The 19762-nt window shown below is 47.6% G+C and carries 12 protein-coding genes and 1 pseudogene; 4 read left to right on the top strand and 9 right to left on the bottom strand.

The genetic code is table 11. The features are described from left to right. Positions 1 to 30: 30 nt before the first annotated feature. Both glsA and QUB20_RS08845 read right to left on the bottom strand, forming a co-directional pair. Entirely contained in the window at positions 31 to 957 is a 927-nt protein-coding gene (gene glsA / locus QUB20_RS08850) for a glutaminase A (protein ID WP_333244392.1), read from the bottom strand. Between the two features lie 176 nt (positions 958 to 1133). Beyond that, positions 1134 to 2450: a transposase gene (locus tag QUB20_RS08845; RefSeq protein WP_333244395.1), complete on the bottom strand. Its 1317-nt coding sequence runs from the start codon at positions 2448 to 2450 to the stop codon at positions 1134 to 1136. A gap of 499 nt (positions 2451 to 2949) precedes the next feature. On the opposite strand from QUB20_RS08845, the gene QUB20_RS08840 reads away from it, so the two are divergent. Continuing rightward, positions 2950 to 3294 carry a hypothetical protein gene (locus QUB20_RS08840; RefSeq protein ID WP_333244398.1) on the top strand — a complete coding sequence of 115 codons (345 nt, stop codon included), beginning with the start codon at positions 2950 to 2952 and terminating at the stop codon, positions 3292 to 3294. On the opposite strand, the gene QUB20_RS08835 is transcribed toward QUB20_RS08840, so the two are convergent. Both QUB20_RS08835 and pap read right to left on the bottom strand, forming a co-directional pair. Next, positions 3291 to 4283, bottom strand: a complete 993-nt coding sequence (locus QUB20_RS08835; protein ID WP_333054271.1) for a YdcF family protein — start codon at positions 4281 to 4283, stop codon at positions 3291 to 3293. The two genes, QUB20_RS08840 and QUB20_RS08835, sit on opposite strands and share 4 nt — an antisense overlap. A 354-nt stretch (positions 4284 to 4637) precedes the next feature. Next, complete coding sequence (gene pap, locus QUB20_RS08830; protein ID WP_333244402.1) at positions 4638 to 6125, bottom strand: polyphosphate:AMP phosphotransferase; 1488 nt, start codon at positions 6123 to 6125, stop codon at positions 4638 to 4640. 750 nt (positions 6126 to 6875) lie between these two features. On the opposite strand from pap, the gene QUB20_RS08825 reads away from it, so the two are divergent. Further along, a complete protein-coding gene (locus tag QUB20_RS08825) occupies positions 6876 to 7859 on the top strand; it encodes a GNAT family N-acetyltransferase (RefSeq protein ID WP_333244405.1) in 984 nt (327 codons plus the stop codon). Between the two features lie 12 nt (positions 7860 to 7871). Beyond that, positions 7872 to 8063: a hypothetical protein gene (locus tag QUB20_RS08820; protein ID WP_333244408.1), complete on the top strand. Its 192-nt coding sequence runs from the start codon at positions 7872 to 7874 to the stop codon at positions 8061 to 8063. Here QUB20_RS08820 and QUB20_RS08815 read toward each other — a convergent pair. The 5 genes from QUB20_RS08815 to QUB20_RS08795 form a co-directional block, all read right to left on the bottom strand. Further along, entirely contained in the window at positions 8001 to 14783 is a 6783-nt protein-coding gene (locus QUB20_RS08815; protein WP_445299388.1) for a DUF4347 domain-containing protein, read from the bottom strand. The genes QUB20_RS08820 and QUB20_RS08815 overlap by 63 nt on opposite strands. A gap of 131 nt (positions 14784 to 14914) precedes the next feature. After that, positions 14915 to 15133, bottom strand: coding sequence for a sulfotransferase (locus QUB20_RS08810; RefSeq protein WP_445299387.1), 219 nt, complete (start codon positions 15131 to 15133; stop codon positions 14915 to 14917). 575 nt (positions 15134 to 15708) lie between these two features. Then, entirely contained in the window at positions 15709 to 16608 is a 900-nt protein-coding gene (locus QUB20_RS08805; RefSeq protein WP_333239505.1) for an ABC transporter ATP-binding protein, read from the bottom strand. Positions 16609 to 16736: 128 nt separating this feature from the next. Next, positions 16737 to 17546 (bottom strand): ABC transporter permease, encoded by an 810-nt coding sequence (locus QUB20_RS08800; RefSeq protein WP_445299386.1) that lies wholly within the window; start codon positions 17544 to 17546, stop codon positions 16737 to 16739. Between the two features lie 547 nt (positions 17547 to 18093). Continuing rightward, positions 18094 to 19137, bottom strand: a complete 1044-nt coding sequence (locus tag QUB20_RS08795) for a hypothetical protein (RefSeq protein WP_333244418.1) — start codon at positions 19135 to 19137, stop codon at positions 18094 to 18096. A gap of 392 nt (positions 19138 to 19529) precedes the next feature. Between QUB20_RS08795 and QUB20_RS08790 the strand changes: the two are divergent. Next, positions 19530 to 19762: pseudogene (locus QUB20_RS08790) on the top strand (hypothetical protein); the annotation flags it as partial.

Raw genomic sequence — 19762 nt, 5'->3', positions numbered from 1 at the left:
AATTAAATGTAGTATAGCTTACTGACCAATCTAATCAAATACGCTTAGCCCCAAAGTTTTAGCTATTTTTTCTAACAGAAATAAGCCACCGATAGAATTTCCGTCCTTATCCAGGGGCGGACTGTAACAGCCGATCGCACCTTGACCCGGAATTACCGACACCAAAGCCCCGCTAACTCCCGACTTGGCCGGCAACCCCACCCGCAGCGCAAAACGGCCCGATGCTTCATACAAACCGCAAGTCGCCATCAGCGCTTTGACAGTACGGCAGTTTTCCCCCATTGCTCGATCGCCGCTATTTACCAAAACCATCCCCAGCTTAGCTAAATCCTCCACAGTTCCCGACAAACAGCAGATGCGATTGTAGGTTTCTAAAGCAATTTCGGGATTTTGAATGTAACCCGATTCTACCATTTTCAACGCGAGATTCCAATTGTTTTGATTCGGATTTTTCTTCACTGAATCGAGCATTAACTCGTCAACAAATAACTGACTGTTTGCCTGTTGATTCAGCCAAGTTCGCAAGTTTTGACAGCGGGACACAGCATTTTGACCGGGAATCAAAGACGCTAGGGCGATCGCCCCGCTATTAATCATCGGGTTTCTCGGCTTCCCTTGGTCTATTTCGAGTTGAGTTAAAGAATTGAAAGGCAGTTCCGAAGGCTCACACCCAACGCAGTCAAAAACCGTTTTTTCGCCCAATTCGCACAGCAAATAAAGCAGCACAAAAGGCTTGACTACACTCATCAGCGGGAATGTGTGAGCAATGCTACCCCAGCTCACAATTTGCGCGTCAATTGCCCGAATTTGCACGGCAAACCCTTGTCTGTCGGCTTGCGCTAGGAGAGGTATGTACGCAGGGATTTGACCCGATTTACTGCGATTAATTGCCTCTTTTGCCCAAACTGCCAGTTGTTCCGGTTCCAAGGAAGATAGTTGGCTGGTGGATATTTTCACTCTCGATTATTTCGATCATTTTAAATTTTAGATTGCCATTCCTGGCGCGATATTGAGCCAGAAACCCCGTTTATTTATTAACCGAATTGCGTCACTTGGGGCCGCTCCGGGAAGAAACTGGGTTTCTTCGGGGATCTCAACCAAGCTCGAACTTCAGGCTAGTCAACTACCCAGCATCAAGCGGAGTACCGCCGGAGATGTGGGCTTGTATCTGAACTCCACCGCAATTGGGAGAACCTTTGCAGAATCTCAGCTTTAGTTTCACCGCCCGACACATTAGGGGATGCTGACAAGCTCCCCGTACTCGTCCAGTCCTGCCGAACGAGCAACGTTCTCATGGCAATATTTCGCGCACCCACCAAATCAGCATGAAGCTCATGCCCGCAACACTCGCAACGAAACAATAGTCCTTTTTTAGGTCTATTGCCGGCCGAAGTGTGTCCACATTTTGGACAGCTTTGCGAGGTATAATTAGCTGGAACTTTAGTAGCTAAAGAGCCGTTCAAATTAGCTTTGTAGTCAATATAGCCGTGCAGTTCGGCAAACGACCATTTAGCTTTGTTTCGATTAGCTTTTCGCTGTTTTTTGCTAACCTTTTTACCAGACTTGGACTTGGTTCTATCCCGAATTCCGGTTAGGTTTTCCAGTCCAATTAAAGTATTAGGCTTTGCAATATCCTTGCTGATTTGGTGGTTCACGTCAGCGATAAACCGTCTTTCTCTTCCCGACAAAGCAATTAGTCTGCGCTTTGCCGAACGAGTGTCTTTACGCTGAAGAGTTTGTCTAGCTTTATGATAGCGGTTGGCTTTATGTCTAGCTTCTGAACCTGAGTAGAAATTAGACTTGTTTTGTAAGTCTGTTTCTACGGCTAAGTAGCGCATCCCCACGTCAACGCCAGAAACTCTAGTTATTTTCAGTGGGTCGAGTTCAGGGGTTTCTACCTCAATACTTACCATCAAATAGTAAACCTTAGAGGAACGCTGATAGACAATTTTAGCTGCTCCAACTTTGGAACCATTCGCAATGAAATCCAGATGCTTGTTGTAGCCATCATACGAGACTACTATTCGACCAGTCAGGGTAATAATACTCACCTTCTGCTCGGATTTAAACGAGTAGTCACGCTGATAATTCAAGGTACAGGTTCGAGAGATATACTTAGGGGGTTGGTCTAGTCCTTTGTACCGTTTCTTGGTGTACCCTTTAGCGATAGCATCGTTAGATTGTTTTACCTTAGTCCAGAGAGTTTTATACGTTGCCGAAACTTGTCTCGGTACATTGCAAGCCATCTGAGCGCCAAGTCCAAATCGAACTCGCAATTCATTGTAGACAGCCTTTTGTAACTTAGCACCATTGCTGGTTTTGTTCGCATCAAAAGCAACTTGTGAAGTATGATTCAAGGCATCGCGATAAGCCAAGGTAGTCTGAGATACCAAAGCTTTTTGCTCGGCATTCAGGTTTAGTTTTAGCTTGGCGGTGATTATTTGAGGCATTACTTTCACGAACTATGACAAAATTCAATCTCGTGAACATACAAAAAGCAAGTGGTGTAGCAAAATAATTTGTTCGCTCATCGACCGCCCCTCGCCTTCCAACACCTAAAGTCGTTGGTTTAGTTCGGGGCGGTTCTCTTCACTCACGCAAATTCCTCCCGACGCTCACCTGGGTACAGGTAGAGCGCGGGACTCCTTTTGATTTAGTTGACGTTTCTGCCCGCCGGGAGCAAATAAATTTTTCATAAAAAACCTGTACTTTGCATAAAAATCTCCCTTTCACCCGGATATATAAGTAGCAGCTTCAAGGCAAGGCTGCTATCTAAAACAAACCAGCACTAGCTGGAAATGCCTTCAGATTCTTATGTTTAAGCCCCAGCAAGGGGCGGGGTGCATATTTAACTTAATTCTTTCAGAGTTCGCCAAATCCTGTCCGGAAAACCCCCGAACCTTTAAGAATGTACTATCCAACCGGATTCACCAAAACCAGGATAAAAAAATGGCAGACGAACCGAAAGCAGAAGCACCAAAGCCCGCTCCCATGATTTTTAAGGGAGTGTGCAAGGAGGGAGTTCTCAAAGGCAAAGAAATTGAAGGCAAACTAGATATCAAAGTTAACGTCGAATCTGTCACAACCCCAGAAGCAACGCCCAAAAAATCCGAGTGGGAGCCAGTTATCTTTTGGGTATTGTTTGCATTCATGGCAAACTTGATTGTCGGCGACCCCGCCGGAATGAGAAAAAAATACAGCTCCCCACAAAGGTCTTCTTCTCATCAGATGTTAAACCAATCTGGGGAGCAGTCGCTGTTGCCTAAGAAAAACACCAGCAACTTGCCACTTTAGGCTCTGGGAGCCTGCCAGCCACGCAAATAGTAATAGAAAGACCCGAAATATTCATCGAATACTCGCGTCGTAGTTACCAAAGCTTCTGCACTAGGCAGAAAATCTCCCGCGTCTAAGCGGAGTCTGGATTTCCCTCCTGCCGTGGGTTGAAAAGTGTAGAAGTCGGTAGCCCTAGGAATCACCTGGATTCCCATATTCGCAAAAGCGAGGCTGGCACGGCGCATCTGAATCGCAGATGTTACCAGGATTACTTTGCGCGGGGCGCCACGGCTGTCGAGTATCTTTCTCACTTCTTCGGCGCTGGTGCGTATGTTGCTGCCGTTATCGTCGAGAACGATACTGCTGCGCGGCACGCCCATGTTGTTTGCCAGCAAAGTCTCGATATCCTTCGCTTCCCCAACATAACCCTCCAACTCTGGTCTGGGCCCAGCGGTAACGATGACCATCGGTGCCACTTTTTGGCGGTACAAAACGGCAGCATAGGGCAGGCGATTACCTGTATCTGTCAGTTGAATCGCTACTCGGTTGGGGATGTGAGGCTGAGTGGTTCCCTTGCCTAGGAGAACTATCGCCGCTGCAGTTTCATCGCAGCAAGCTGTGCGGACGGCGGCAGCGGCGTCCCGTTCTGCTTGGTCGGCGAACCAGTAAGCGACAACTGGCATACTCGAAAGGATCAAAACTAGCAGGGCTGCCAGGATCATTCTCGGCGCCGGGTTGCGGATGCCCCCGTTCGTGATCAGCGCCGACGCAATCACCAGCAGAGTGATGGAAAAACCCAACGGCTTAAAGAAGAAGGCTATGAGCCCGAAAATCGCTGCTCCGACTGGTGTGTCTGGCGCAAAAAAAGCCAGGAACAAAAGGCTGATCAGCAGCAAAACGCGCAGTCGGTCTAATAACGGATTGTCTTTACCTCCTGATTGATCCCACCACGATTTGATCAGTGAGAACAGGAGGAATAGAAATAGAATGCGAGCTAACAGTTCTGGCATCTTGCAATATTCTGTGTCTTCATAAATTAGTACGGAAGTGTGGAAACGAGCGCGAATTTAGCTGCGGGAGGAAATACGGGCATCGGTGGGTTTTTAACTTTCGCGAATAACGCAGTCCGATCGCATTTATCCTGATGCTCGATTCCGGTCAGCTATCAACTATTGGTTGCAGGGTGTAAGCCCGCTACTTCCAGTCACAGATTGCTGACAGTTAATTGGTAATTGATAACTGGTAATGGTTGATTGGTAATTGGTAATGGATCGAACACGCCGCAGGTGGAATTGACAATTCAAGCCTGCTTTGTTCTGCCTACTTTTTTCCCCATTACCTGTTACCGATTCACCAATCCCAATTTATCGGCGCTTCAGTTGATTCCGAATTGCCTGCGTTACCGTTTGAATTACTTTAACACGAGCATAATACTTGTTATTGGCCGCAATTAGCGTCCAGGGAGCAGCCGGCGTGCTGGTGCGCTGAATCATTTGATTCACCGCTACTTCATAATAATTCCACTTTTCCCGATTCCGCCAATCTTCTTCGGTGAGTTTGTATTGTTTAAATGGATTGTTTTGCCGCTCTGTAAACCGCTTTAGTTGCTCGTCAGGACTGATGTGCAGCCAGAATTTAACTAAGACACAACCGAAACTGGTGAGTTGCTCCTCAAATTCGTTGATTTCCTGATAAGCTCTGCGCCATTCGGGTTCGGTGGCAAATCCTTCGACTCGCTCGACGAGCACTCTACCATACCAACTACGATCGCAAATGCTGATCTTACCAGCCGTTGGCAGCCGCTGCCAGAACCGCCAGAGGTAGTGATGCGCTTTTTCTTCGTCTGTCGGCACCCCAAAGGCATTAGCGATGTAACTGCGGGGGTCTAGGATGTCCGTCAAGCGTTTGATGGCTCCTCCTTTGCCGGCGGCGTCCCAACCTTCAAACAACACTAATACGGGGATTTCCTCTTCGTAGATGCTTTGTTGCAGTTTGCCAAAACGGGTTTGTTCCTCGCGCAGTTGCTGTTTGTATTCGTCGGGCGACAGCGATTGAGTTAAATCTACTTGGGCCAGCAAGTCGGGTTCGGTGGGTTGCAAGCTTTCTTGAGGTGGCAATTTCACGGGTGCAGATTGCATCGGCAGTCTGTCTAAGGCTTCTGTAATTGTCGCTGCCATTTGGGTCAAAACTTTGACTCTTGCCCACCGCTGACAATCGCCTTCTACTAGCGTCCAAGGTGAGGGGCCCGTGCCGGTTTGGGCTACCATTTCTTCGGCAAAAGTTGTGTATTCTTCGTATTTTTTGGCTTGTTTCCAATCTTCGGGTCGCACTCGCCAAGCTTGTAATGCGTCATCTTCTAGTTTTTTGAGCCGATGCTTGAGTTCTTTTTTGCTCAGGTGAATCCAAAATTTGGCAATTGCGGCGCCGTCATCAACCATCTGCCGCTCGAAGGCGTTGATTTGCCTGATGGCTGTCGGTACTTCTGCGTCGGAGACTCGATCGAACAATCGGTCTTCTAAAATGTGAGTGTACCAACTGTGGTAGAAAAAACCAATTTTGCCGCGGGCGGGGAGTTTCTGCCAAAACCGCCATAGGAAAGGATAGCCCCTTTCTGCATCAGACGGCGGCCAAATCGGGTGGACGGCAAACCCGCGCGGGTCCATGTACCCCACCATTTTTTTGACCAGCGCGCCTTTACCGGCGGCGGCCCAACCTTCGAGGACGATGATTGCGGGCAATTTTTTTTCCCAGCAGGCCAGTTGGAGCGATCGCAACTGTTGCATTAAAATTTCTATCTTGGCATCATAGGTTTCTTTATCCAGGGAGATATCTAAATCGAGGTTGTCGAGCATATTTACCTCATATTAATCTGTAAAAAACAGTTTAACGTTAGTTTAACGTTAGGATAAAATTAAATCCTCAACTCAGGGAAAAACGTTATAAAAATTACAGTTACGGCTGGTTGAAAGCCGGAGCGCTCCTGCAATCAAATGCCAGCCTCGTTAATACTAGCAAGATTCCCTCGATTTCCAACTTGCCAAAAAAAACAGCTCAGGTTATAGTTGAAATAGGGAACTTTTAAATAAGTTCAACTTCTCCCCTCCCCCGATCGGGCGAGTTAACAGGAGGAGCCCAAAATCCCTGAAAAAGGATTTATTGTAAAACAGAGCAAAAGTAAAAATCAACTACCCAGTGGGGGTGACAACTTCTTTACTTAGCTGTAGAAACTTTATTCAAACAATAGTAGTTACTTAAGCACCAAGCTTGGTAACGAAAGAGAGCGCGACTCATCGACATCCGGCCATAAACTCACATACAAAACTAGCCCAAAAAGGCAAACCAATTTTTATGATTGCGCTATAAGATAAAACCTGAAATCCTGGGTGATATAAACAGGTTTCTGAGTTTTATCGACACCATTCTCAAATACTAAAAACAGTTGAGGTGCGGGCTCGCGAACCCGCCCCACAAGAACATTTATTTCTTGTGGAACAGGCCGGAGTGCCTGTTACTGACATTTATCCAAAATGTCTGAATTACTGTACTTGTTTGCCAATACCAACTAAGAGGAACAGTCCGAAATTACGGATTGCAAGTTTTTTATGAATATCTTGACAACACGCTCCTACAAGGGCGAAACTGACTGGTGCGCGATCGCAAATTTGATCGATGCTTGCGAAGCAGTGGATAGACTCGGCGAAGAAGTCTCAGCAACTGAACTCAAGCTAATACTTGATGCACCCAAACTCGACCAAGCCCGCGACGTGCAGTTGTGGGAAGATGGTAATTACAAACTAATCGGTTTGTCACTCCTAGATATGCCCGATTCCCCGGCTGAAATAGACGCTTCTTTGTGGTTTTATGTGCATCCAAATGTCCGTGGCGAAGGATTAGAAAAAGACATAATTAAGTGGGGCGAAAAGCGGCTGCGCGAAGTGGCGAAAGAACGCAATTTGCCCGCAAAATTGCGAACCTACAGCCGGGAGGACAAAACCGATGAGATGCGGCTGTTAGAGAAACAGGGCTTTGAGGTCGATCGCTATTTTTGGACAATGGCCCGATCCCTCGCCGAACCCATTCCCACACCCGAATTTCCCGCAGATTTTGCACTGACACACGTATCAGGAGAACAAGACATCCAACCTTGGGTAGAGATGTTCAACCAATCATTTATCGATCACTGGAATCACCACGATTTAACTGCGGAAACCGTGCGTTATTGGATGCAAGATCCGAATTATCAGCCGGAATTAGACTTGATTGCTGTTTCGGGCGATTCCCTGCGGGATAGCTTCGCTTCACGCAAATTTGCTGCTTTCTGCGACTGTCAAATCAAACCCCAAAAAAACGCCCGCAGCGGCACAAAAGACGGTTGGATTGAATTGTTGGGTACGCGGCGCGAGTTTCGGAAAATGGGTTTAGGAAAAGCGATGCTGTTAGCTGGTTTGCATAAGTTGAAAGCAGCGGGTGCAAACACAGCTAAACTCAGCGTCGATGCTGACAGTTTGACGGGGGCGACAAAGCTTTACAAATCAGTCGGTTTCCGCCCGATGGAAACTTGGATCGAATGGGCTAAGACAGTTTAGAAAAGGTTGGCTGTGAAGGCGAGAACCCCGACTGCTTACAGAAGTCGGGGTTTTCAAGTGCGATCGAATTTTGCGATCGGCTTTTCTGGAAGTGCGATCGCCCTTTTGGATCGAATGGGCGATCGCGCTTTTCTTGATTTCCTAAATCAACCGGAAATTAGCGGATGTAATCGCATTGGCACTCACTCCAATCATCACACCTAACTCTTCTCCTGTCAAGACATTTTTGATGAGACTTCCCTGAGTATTTTGAGTTATTTCTAACTGACCAAAACTCAAACCTCCGCTTAATCCAATCAAATCTTGACCGATGGTAAAATCAGCAATGATATCAAATCCTTGACCAGTTGTTAAGGCAAAGATATCGTTACCGCTACCGCCAATCAAACTATCATTGCCCATGCCTCCATCAAGCAAATCGTCACCTTTCCCACCAGTGAGAGTATCGTTATCTAGGCCTCCGTAAAGAGTATCATTTCCTTCGCATCCTCCCAGGATATCTGCTTCTTGGTTGCCGCTGATGAAATCATTACCTACACCGCCGCAGATAGTATCCGAACCTAACTGTCCAAACAAGTAGTCATCACCTTGACTGCCAAGCAAGATGTCGTCACCTTTGCCTCCATATAAGGTGTCATTATCCTTGCCGCCATCGATGAAGTCATCATCTTTGTTGCCATAAAGGATGTCAATACCTTCGCGGCCATGTAACAAGTCATTGCCTTTGCCTCCGAAGATTAAATCGTTACCCGACTCGCCAAGAACGATGTCGTTTCCTTCATCTCCATACAGGATGTCGTCACCTTTGCCTCCGATGATGAAGTCGTTGCCTTGATTGCCATTAAAGATGTCGTTGCTGGCTCCACCATATAAGTTGTCATCCCCGGATTTGCCATCGAATATATTACCGTTGTTAGTGCCGAGAAATTCATCGTTTTGGGCAGTGCCTATTTGAATTCCCGATACACCAAGTATGGTGTTTTCAACTGCATTGGGTTGGTTTAAGTTGGGATAGGCAATGTCATCGCAGATGCAGTCGTCATTGGGGATGTTGTTGGTTGTTGGTGTTACCGATGGTGTTTCCGATGGCGTCGGTGTTCCCGATGGTGTTTCCGATGGCGTCGGTGTTCCCGATGGTGTATCGGTTCCCGTTGGAGTCGGTGTTCCCGATGGAGTCGGTGTTACCGATGGTGTATCGGTTCCCGATGGAGTCGGTGTTACCGATGGTGTATCTGTTCCCGATGGTGTCGGTGTTACCGATGGTGTATCTGTTCCCGTTGGTGTCGGTGTTGCTGTGGAATTACTAAAGAGAATGATGTCGCTTGGTGAGAGAGAATTGGCTTTGATAGAGATAGTTTGACCATTCCCTAAGTTTAAGACTAAACCCGAAGGGGTAGATTGTAATGCTGCGAGCACTTGTTCCGGTGAGGTGAAACCGAAGGCGACATCAAGTTGTAATTTATCTTCTCCAGGGGTGAAGTCTAAAATTAGGTTTTGTCCGCCAAAAGTACCAGGAAGGGAATTAAAGATAAAGGTGTCATTGCCAACTCCCCCGGTGAAGGTGTTGTTGCCAACTCCGCCATTGAGGGTGTCATTGCCAACGCCACCATCAAGGATGTCATCACCATCGCTACCGCTAATATTGTCTGGGTTGCTTGTACCGGTGAAGTTGTCGTTAAAAGGACTGCCAATGATAGTGACAGGTTGAGTGATGTTGCTGAAGTTTTGAGTAACGCTGTTGGGGGACGACGAATAATCGAAGAAGTTGGTTGGTGTCGGTGTTCCCGTTGGTGTCGGTGTTCCCGTTGGTGTCGGTGTTCCCGTTGGTGTCGGTGTTCCCGTTGGTGTCGGTGTTCCCGATGGCGTGGGTGTTCCCGTTGGTGTCGGTGTTCCCGTTGGTGTCGGTGTTCCCGATGGTGTTCCCGTTGGTGTCGGTGTTTCCGATGGCGTGGGTGTTCCCGATGGTGTTCCCGTTGGTGTCGGTGTTTCTGATGGCGTGGGTGTTCCCGATGGTGTTCCCGATGGTGTTCCCGATGGCGTGGGTGTTCCCGATGGTGTTCCCGATGGTATCGGTGTTTCCGATGGCGTGGGTGTTACCGATGGTGTTTCCGATGGAGTGGAGGTTCCCGATGGCGTGGGTGTTCCCGATGGTGTTCCCGATGGTGTGGGTGTTCCTGATGGTGTTTCCGATGGAGTGGGGGTTCCCGATGGCGTGGGTGTTCCCGATGGCGCGGGTGTTCCCGATGGCGCGGGTGTTCCCGATGGCGCGGGCGTTACCGATGGCGCGGGTGTTCCCGATGGCGCGGGTGTTACCGATGGTGTTTCCGATGGCGTGGGTGTTCCCGATGGCGCGGGTGTTCCCGATGGCGCGGGCGTTACCGATGGCGCGGGTGCAGGGGCCGGGGCCGGGGCCGGTGCGGGTGCGGGTGCAGGTGCGGGTGCAGGGGCCGGTGCGGGTGCAGGTGCGGGTGCAGGGGCCGGTGCGGGTGCAGGTGCCGGTGCAGGGGCCGGTGCAGGTGCCGGTGCAGGTGCAGGTGCGGGGGCCGGTGCCGGTGCGGGTGCGGGTGCAGGTGCCGGTGCAGGTGCAGGTGCAGGTGCCGGTGCCGGTGCCGCAACATTAACGTTAAAAGTCCCTAAACTACCAGCAACAGCAAGATTGCCAAGTGCATCTTTAACCTGACTTCCTTGCAAGTTAACAGTGTAAATTCCATTGTCGGTATCATCCCAACTTCCGCCTGGGGGAACAAAGGAATAAGTTGCTGTCCGAGGCGTACCATTACTATTAGTATCAACGCTGACAAAAGTAGCAGGAATAGCGCCGCCTGACCAATTTATCAAAACATCAGGACTATCCAAGCTTGAAACATCGACAGCATTAGTATCGCTGAAAGTGACAGTCAAATTTTGACTGGTTCCTCCCGCTGTCGTCACATCAGCAACAGCATTTAAACTAGCAGTTGGTGGAGTCTTGTCAATCTCATAAACTTGTCCGGTTAAATTACCATTGCCAGCAGTTGCACCGCCTAATGCTACTCCTAAGCTATTTTTGATGCTGTCATCATCAACTAAATTTAACCCAATTGAACCGCTGCCCGTACCTGTGTTAACTTGCAGTTGGTAAGTCTTAGCCTCAACAGGAGTTAAAGTGCCAATGGATGCACCAGTTACACCAGTGGGGACTAAAGTAAAGTCAGAAACGTCAACGCCTGTAACATCTTCTGAGAATTTAATCTCGTAGGTAGCAGTAGCCGCAGCAGTGGGAGATGTCGCAAGGCGGTTGATGGATGTAACGGTGGGGAAGGTGTTGTTATAAGCAACGATATTGTCTGTACTGGTACTGGCGGTATTGTTATTGAGTGCTGTATCAGTAACGCCGTTAGCTTTGATGCTGGCAATAACATTGCCTCCCCCTGTCATACCGTTAACTGCAACGGTATAAACGGGGCCGCTACCTGTGATTGTTGGTGTTAATGTTCCCGTTGCTGTACTTGCAGTTAAGTCGATATCAGCCGCATCGAAACCTGTGACTGGTTCGCTAAATGTGACGGTGTAGTTGATAGGTGATGCGGCAGTTGGATCGGTTTGTGCTACTGCTTGATTTATGGTGACAGTTGGCGGTGTTTTGTCGATATTATAAACTTGTCCGGTTAAATTACCATTGCCAGCAGTTGCACCGCCTAATGCAACTCCCAAGCTATTTTTGATGCTGTCATCATCAACTAAATTTAACCCGATTGAACCACTGCCCGTACCTGTGTTAACTTGCAGTTGGTAAGTCTTAGCATCAACAGCAGTTAAAGTGCCAATGGATGCACCAGTTACACCAGTGGGGACTAAAGTAAAGTCAGAAACGTCAACGCCTGTTACATCTTCAGAGAATTTAATCTCGTAGGTAGCGGTAGCCGCAGCAGTGGGAGATGTCGCAAGGCGGTTGATGGATGTAACGGTGGGGAAGGTGTTGTTATAAGCAACGGTATTGTCTGTACTGGTACTGGCAGTGTTGTTATTGAGTGCTGTATCAGTAACGCCGTTAGCTTTGATGCTAGCAATAACATTGCCTCCCCCTGTCATGCCGTTAACTGCAACGTTGTAAACGGCGCCACTACCTATGATAGTTGGTGTTAATGTTCCCGTTGCTGTACTCGCAGTTAAGTCGATATCAGCCGCATCGAAACCTGTGACTGGTTCGCTAAATGTGACGGTGTAGTTGATAGGTGAGGTGGCAGTTGGATCGGTTTGTGCTAATGCTTGATTGATGGTGACAGTGGGTGCAACAGTGTCAATTACTATGGCTTTATTCGCACCTAAAGAGTTAGCGGCTGCGGGTGCAGGTAAAGTTAAGATGGCATCAGTAGTGGCAGCATTCTTAATCGTACCGCTGTTTAAAGATAAGGCAGTTGTTGACAAATAATCTAAGTCAGCACTGTTATCACCTGCGGCTACAACGTAGCGGAATGTTAATGTGTTGCTACCTGTTCCTGAGAGGTAACTGGCGACGGGTGTTGCACCTGCTAAACTTAGTTGCGGTGTATTTGTGACGTTGACAATTTCAGAGAATTGAACGGTGATGTCGATGTTTGTACCAATGCCATAACTGCCGTTTAGTTTGGTAGAGGTGACGCTGGTAATGGTGGGAGGGGGGTTAATGGTGATGGAGGCGGTTTCGGTGGCACTGCTGAAAACGCTGGATGTGGTGTTATTGGTTCTGTCTGTGGTGTAGTTAGCCGTAGTGCCATTTGTGCCAACTATTTGATCCCAGGCGGCAAAGGTAATGGCGTTGGCGACAGTGCCGTTGTAACCTGTGGTGGGAACAAATCGGATTTTGGTGTTGGCATCACTGGCTAATAGTAAGGCGTTGGTGGCGGAAACGGCTGGGGCGTTTGTCCAGGTTGTGCCATCGGTGGTGTATTGCCAAGTGCCGTTTGTGATGTCTAGGGCGCTGATGGCGATGCCTTGTTTGGCGCTGGCGTTGGGATCGACGATTTTTGTGCCGCCGAGGTTGGTGATGATGGTGGAGATGAGTGTGCCTGTACTGGCGCTGTCGTTTTGGTTTTGCGCCGTGAGGGCGGGTGTGCCAGTGTTATCGAGGGTGGGAGAGTCGTTGACTAAGACGGTGACGGTGGTGGGGGTGGAAACAATGCCGTCGGTGGCGGTGTATTCAAAGGTGTCTAAGCCGTTGAAGTTGGCGTTGGGGGTGTAGAAGATGCTGCGCCCTTTGTCAACCGCGATCGCACTGACACCGCTATTCATGCCGCTACTGGGGTTGAAAGCAGTATCCAGGGTGCCGTTGGTGTTCATTCTGGCGATACTGTTGCGAGGTGTGCCGTTGACTGTGCCGAAAGCACCGCCTACGTAAAGTTTGCCACTGCTGTCGAGGGCGATCGCATTGAGATCGCTATTCAGGCCGCTACTGGGGTTGAAAGCAGTATCCAAGGTGCCGTCGGCGTTCATTCTGGCGATTCGGTTGCGAGGTGTGCCGTTGACTGTGGTGAAACTGCCGCCTACGTAAAGTTTGTCACTGCTGTCGAGGGCGATCGCACCGGGATCTAAATTGAGGCCGCCAGTGGGGTTGAAAGCAGTATCCAGGCTGCCGTCGGCGTTCATTCTGGCGATATTCTTGCGAGGTGTGCCGTTGACTGTGGTGAAATTGCCGCCTACGTAGGGCTTGTCACTGCTGTCGAGGGCGATCGCACGGACAACGTTCATGCCGCTGGGGTCGAAAGCAGTATCCAGGCTGCCGTCGGCGTTCATTCTGGCGATTCTGTTGCGAGGTGTGCCGTTGACTGTGCTGAAAAAGCCGCCTGCGTAAAGTTTGCCACTGCTGTCGAGGGCGATCGTAGTGACAAAGCTATTCATGCCGCTACCGGGGTCGAAAGCAGTATCCAGGCTGCCGTCGGCGTTCATTCTGGCGATTCTGTTGCGATCTGTGCCGTTGACTGTGGTGAAATCGCCCCCTGCGTAAAGTTTGCCACTGCTGTCAACTGCGATCGCTGTGACACCGTTATTCATCCCGCCAGTGGGGTTGAAAGTAGTATCCAGGCTGCCGTCGGCGTTCATTCTGGCGATTCTGTTGCGATCTGTGCCGTTGACTGTGGTGAAAACGCCCGCTGCGTAAAGTTTGCCACTACTGTCGAGGGCGATCTCATAGACAAAGCCATTCATGCCGCTACTGGGGTTGAAAGCAGTATCCAGGCTGCCGTCGGCGTTCATTCTGGCGATATAGTTGCGAGTTATGCCGTTGACTGTATTGAAAAAGCCGCCTGCGTAAATGGAATCGTTGATGGTGGCAGTGCCGTTAGTAGGCACTGTGGTGATGCTTTGCACTGAGACGCGACTGCTGCCCGTGTCGTTGGCAAGTACGTCGATAGTAATTTTAGGCGAGTTAACTGTAACGGCTTTGTTATCTGAGTTAGCAACGGCGGGTAGAATGTAGTTGTAAGTTTTGAGACTGTCGGGGTTGAATGGTGTGGATGTTTCGATCGTGCCTGTTTCTACTTCTAATTTCCAGTCGCCTCCTAATTCTGCATTGCCTGTAATGTTATTCGATGCTGCTACATCGGCTTTTGTTAATTCGCTCAGTTCTTTAACAAATTTGATTCCTGTTTCTCCTGCTGCTACATCGCAGCCGTAGAGGTGGATATCGCCATTTTCTGTTAAGGCATTTCCCCACTGTTTTATCTGAGTGCTGAACTTTTCTAGGTTATTGTCATTGAGCGTGTCTGCACCGAGTTTTAAACTGCCTTCACTTCCGTGAGAAAGGATATGAACTGCTTCAATATCTTTTTGATTGGCTAAGGCGTTTGTAATTTGGTCGATCGCGCTCAAATTTTCATTTAAAATGAAAATTTGAGCGCGATCGGTCTTTTGAATTAGGCTTTGATAATCCTGTACAGAAGAGTCTACGAAAATAATTTGCTTGTTCATGTTTGGTACGTTCATAATTACTGAAATTTTTGATATCTATCGTTTACATCCAAGTCTGGCCGGGGTTGAAACCCCCGCCTCAAAGCTTAAGTCCTCGCTATGAGGACTGAAGAATTTATTAGTCTTATTGCTCAAATCGATCGAGCTGTAAAATTGTTAGCCCGTTCCCCTTTTTCACGGGAAATAAACGTGGAAAACTGATTGTCTTCGCTCATGGCTTCCAACATTCTCTCCACTAATCCCCCGACTGGGCTAGTCATAGCAGCGTGAAAGCGGGGATTTTGTCGTAGTAATGCAGCCAGTAAAGTAGAGCCTGAGCGGGGTAGTCCTGATATGAAGTGGGCTTTCACTGGCCTCGTGGGGGAATGGATTTCTATAACATTAGATGCAACCTAAATGTATCATACCACAGACATATCTTTTATAGCCTATCTTTATTTAACATTTCGCAACACAACATCCAGGTTTACGATATCTTTACAATCTAGACATCGTGGGTTGGCTTTCCCTATCTCTATCATTGCTTAGGGCCCCTGCCTCTGTCAGTCGGAAAAGTCGGATCATAAAGTCGGAAAAGTCGGATCTTTTCCATGTGGACATAATTTAGACCTCCCTCAGAGGCTGTGGGTATGAGGGTTTATTTGTTTTAGCGGAATTTTATTGGCTATTTTGCCAGACAGCATTAAGGTTGACGATATCTTGAGAATCTAGACATCGCCCTTGTTAATTACTTTGGAATTTTTGACCGCAGATGGTGGCGGATATACGGATGGACGCAGATGAATTTAGTTTAGTCTTGGACGCACGGGTGGTCAGAAACCGGGTTTTTGCGAAAATACTGCGTTACAGTCGGCAGATGCGGTAAAAAACCCGGTTTCTTTGGTTTTTGATGCGTACTGGGTGGATATACGCGGATGGACGCAGATTAGGATACAGTTTGTTTAGTTACTTCTACATAAATATGTTCTAACCGCACCGGATAACGAGCGATTGAATCAATAGAAATCCCGTCGAACAGCAAAATAATTTCTTTTAATTCTAAACGTTCCGGCAGCCAAAAAGCCAAATCGCTACCGTAGCGGCGGGGAATGAAACTGTATTGTTTAGCGCGGGCGATGACTTCAGCTTCTTCGTCGGTTTTTACCACGATAATTTCTTGAGCAGGAATCAGTTTTTGCAACTCCTCCAAACTGCCCTCAGCTACAATACTGCCATTCTTTAAAATTCCAATTCTCTGACACAGCCGCTCAGCTTCATCCAACAAGTGAGTTGTCAGCAAAATTGTAATTCCTTCCGATTGCAAGCGCTGAATTAATTCCCAAATTTCATAGCGAGCCTCAATATCTAAACCCGTTGTCGGTTCATCTAAAATTACTAATTTAGGCTGGTGTACCAAAGCCACCGCAATATTCAAACGGCGCTGCATTCCTCCGCTCAAAGTTTCCACAGGGCTTGTAGCTCTATCTGTCAAATTAACTGCTTTCAAACAGTGTCTTACTTGATAGCGCCGCTGTTTGCGCTCTAAGCCGTAAATTTGAGCAAAAAAATTGAGGTTTTCTTCGCAGCTAAGGCTTTTGTAAAGCAAATTTTCTTGGGGCGCTACACCGATTAAGGATTTTGTAGCTTCGGAAACAGGCTCGCCATTGATGGAAACTTTGCCGCTGTCGGCATTTAGCAAATTGCATAAAATATTGATAGTTGTAGTTTTGCCCGCCCCGTTTGGCCCGAGCAAACCGTAAATTTCTCCAGCTTGAATGTGCAGTGTTAAATCTTTAAGCACTGAGCGCTCGCCGTAAGACTTATTTAGCTTTTCTATTTGCAGCACTGCTTTAATTCTCCGTATTATTTTATATATTTACGATTTTTTCGGAATTATTTAACCGCAGAGAGCGCAGAGGGCGCAGAGGAAGAGAAGAGAGAGATGAATAATTACGACATAATAATGAGATACTTTTAAAGTCTTCTTTCTACTCTCAGCATCCTGCGGTAAGAAAGCCATCCACCTGCAATCATGGCAATAGAAAATATGAATAAATACCAAAAGTGTTCTGCAATATCAGCCAAATCTTTGCCGTCAGCCCACACGCCCATCAGCGCTTCGTTCATGTGATAGATTGGATTGTACTGGGCGAGTTCCAGCAAACTTTTGGGAAACAGCGAAGTTGGCAAAAATGCGCCTCCTAAAATCAACAAAGGAACGCCGAAAGCGGCTACTAGGGAGTTGACATCTTCAGTGCGCCTCGCAAACTGGGTGCCGAGAATAAAGCCTACACCTACATAAGATACAATACTGAGCAGAATAATCGCACATCCTAACAGAATAGAGCCTTGAAATTGTGCTCCTAAAAAAGAGGCGATCGTGTATACTAAGATTACCTGACCGATGCCGATGCAACTGTGAGCCAGGAAAATCCCTAAAAAGTAGGAAGTGCCGCTCAGCGGGGAAATAAACAAGCGTTTGAGGGTATGCTGTTCTCGCTCTGCTACTACTGTTGCTACGCTACCGCCGAGACAGCTAAAAAATAAAGCCGCTCCTACTAAGCTTGCAGGTGCAGCAGTTTCAAAGGCTTTTGCTGTGGTGAGATTAGCGCGTTCTTTTAAAATCAAACCGTTAATTAGCAAGATAGAAACTGGAAAAATACTCCACAAGACTAAGCTGCGTCGGCGTCTCCCCAATTCAATTAAAATTCGCTGTGCTACTGCGAGCGTTTCGTACCAGTATTTCATCTTAAGTTTGTTAGCATTGTTATTGTCTGGAATCACAAATTAAAGTTAATAGTTTATGATACAGTCATTACATAAGCTTGTCAAATAACACTTCAAAATATAAATAATTGAATTAACATCAGGCAAGGTCGGAGATGGCAATGCCCAAGGCGTGTCAACTTAAACTTTTCCTCCGCAAGTCCTCCCGCTCACCCGGCAGTCCGCCAGGGAATGAATTCCCTGTCTAATAGCTAAAGTCCTCTGAAAGAGGACTGAAGAACTCATTAGTCCTATGCAAGAGGACTTTAGTTTTGAGGCAGGGGTTTCAACAAGAGCCGGACTATTGGTTGTACGTTAAGTTGACGCCAATGGGCAATGCCGTTTCCCTAGCCCCAAAATAATCGTCCTGGTGACGATGTAAGCATCGCCCGATTAATTGTAGGGAAACGGCACTGCCGTGTCCTGATTTCGGCTAAGGGGTAAAATCAACCGCATTAGATGATGAAATTACCCTTGCGAGTGGTCTGTTGATACAACCCATCGACAACATGGCTATTGAGGAGACGGCAGTGCCGTTTCCCTACCCCAAAATAATCAATAATTATTACTTAATCGTAAAGTTCTTACCTCTGTAGCATCCTTGAAAAGAAGTTAAACTGGTGCTGTTTCTCTGTTCCAATTTAGTCACGAGGGAAGAAGTATTGCTACTTTCAGCGGTTGCGCCCCACTTGTAGATAAAGTCGCCGAGATTGTTTCCGGTTTCTTCGTAGCTGTGCTCTTCTACCGGAATTCCAGAAACTCCTGAAACAGTTTGGTTGTGGTATCCGTTAACGATGATTTTTTCGATAACTGCGCCCGGTTCTGCGGTAATGTTCCACTGCACCGGTTCATAAGCTGAAAGTGCGAGAATTATGGGCTTGTTTCGGCGTTCTACTTTGATTTCGATCGCCCTTTTAGACAAATCTCGGTTCTTGTGATCCGCATTAGCTTCGTAAACGCCTATTAAATGAAGTTCTTTGTTTCCGCTTGAGGAACCGATATAAGCTGAAAAATCGTCGGAACCGCCAAGCCCGCAGTTGGCGCCAGAACTAATTGGGGAAACAAAAGCTGTTTTTTCGGCTAGTTTCTGCTGCACCGCCGGTACTACCCACAATCCGGTTCCGATGCCTAAAGCACCTATCAAAGCGGCGGCGATACCGAAAGGCAGGGCATTTGTCAGGTTGCGAACAACTGGTTTGGCTGTTAGTTGAGATAGCGTTTGCTGCCAAGTTTCACCAGTTTGTCGATCAGCATTCCCGCCATCGAGACAAGCCAATAAACCTAAACTTTCCGGCTGTTCGAGCAGACTTTGAACTGTTTTCCCTTCACCGACGTAGAGATTTCTAGTTTCGGTGTCTAAAAGCAGCCAGTAGCGATCGCCCTCGCTGAGGTTGTACTCTTGTAGGGCAGGATCGACTAAATCGTGCTGCAAAAACACCAGCCAAGCCATATTATTGCCAGTGCCGACTGTTTTGCCGTCGCTGGATATAAGTTGGTCGATGTCGGGCTCCCAGCGCCAAGCTACCCAGCGACTATCTCCTCGATAGCCCAGGGATTTTTCTAGTTGCGGATGAGCGGTTATTTCTAAGCGTTGAACTAAGTTTGACACTAGATTTCCTCCTCAAGTGCGTTAGCGAATCCCGCCCCTACGGGGGCTACGCCAACGCAGAGGATCGGGTCTAGAGCAATTTTGTTCCAATTTATTAAAACAAATATTTTGCTCATGAAGAGCCTCCGAATAATCGGGTTAATTTTGTCTTGCTAATGTTATCAGCCGGCACTTTCCCAACCACACAGGCTTAACAAAAATATGCCTGTTGAATGGTTTAGCTTGAGAACTTGGAGCTGGGGAGCACCCGCCTGGTAATAATTTTAACCTGTGCTGATAACTAATCCTGTTACGGATTAAAGCTAGCTATCTATCACTGCTTCTACCTGGTTGTCCAGTTTTAAAAGAGTGCTTAGCCGATAGCGTCTACAAGTTCTTAGCTTAACTTTTATTTGGCTACTCTGCTACAAAATATGCCGATCGCACCTAACATCAATATTATGCAGGCAAATAAATATTCCGGCTTTCTCGCGGCTGAAATATCCCTGAAAAAGAGAACGTTTCCGAGAAACCCGGTTTCTGTGATGAAAGTTCTGACCGAAAGCATTCAGGATACCCGCCACGTGATTCATCCGTCCAGAAATAAAAAACCTGTATCCGATGAAACTTGCCGAACGTATTTATC

This window comes from Microcoleus sp. B4-C2 (genome assembly GCF_036705265.1).
Lineage (GTDB): Bacteria > Cyanobacteriota > Cyanobacteriia > Cyanobacteriales > Microcoleaceae > Microcoleus.
The sequence above is the reverse complement of the archived record's forward strand: the minus strand, read 5'-3'. Positions and strand labels throughout refer to the sequence as shown.

Excerpts from the sequence above, each read along its gene's own strand:
- QUB20_RS08845 (WP_333244395.1), bottom strand. The coding sequence starts at position 2,450 with ATGCCTCAAATAATCACCGCCAAGCTAAAACTAAACCTGAATGCCGAG.
- QUB20_RS08840 (WP_333244398.1), top strand. The coding sequence starts at position 2,950 with ATGGCAGACGAACCGAAAGCAGAAGCACCAAAGCCCGCTCCCATGATT.
- QUB20_RS08835 (WP_333054271.1), bottom strand. The coding sequence starts at position 4,283 with ATGCCAGAACTGTTAGCTCGCATTCTATTTCTATTCCTCCTGTTCTCA.
- pap (WP_333244402.1), bottom strand. The coding sequence starts at position 6,125 with ATGCTCGACAACCTCGATTTAGATATCTCCCTGGATAAAGAAACCTAT.
- QUB20_RS08825 (WP_333244405.1), top strand. The coding sequence starts at position 6,876 with ATGAATATCTTGACAACACGCTCCTACAAGGGCGAAACTGACTGGTGC.
- QUB20_RS08815 (WP_445299388.1), bottom strand. The coding sequence starts at position 14,783 with ATGAACAAGCAAATTATTTTCGTAGACTCTTCTGTACAGGATTATCAA.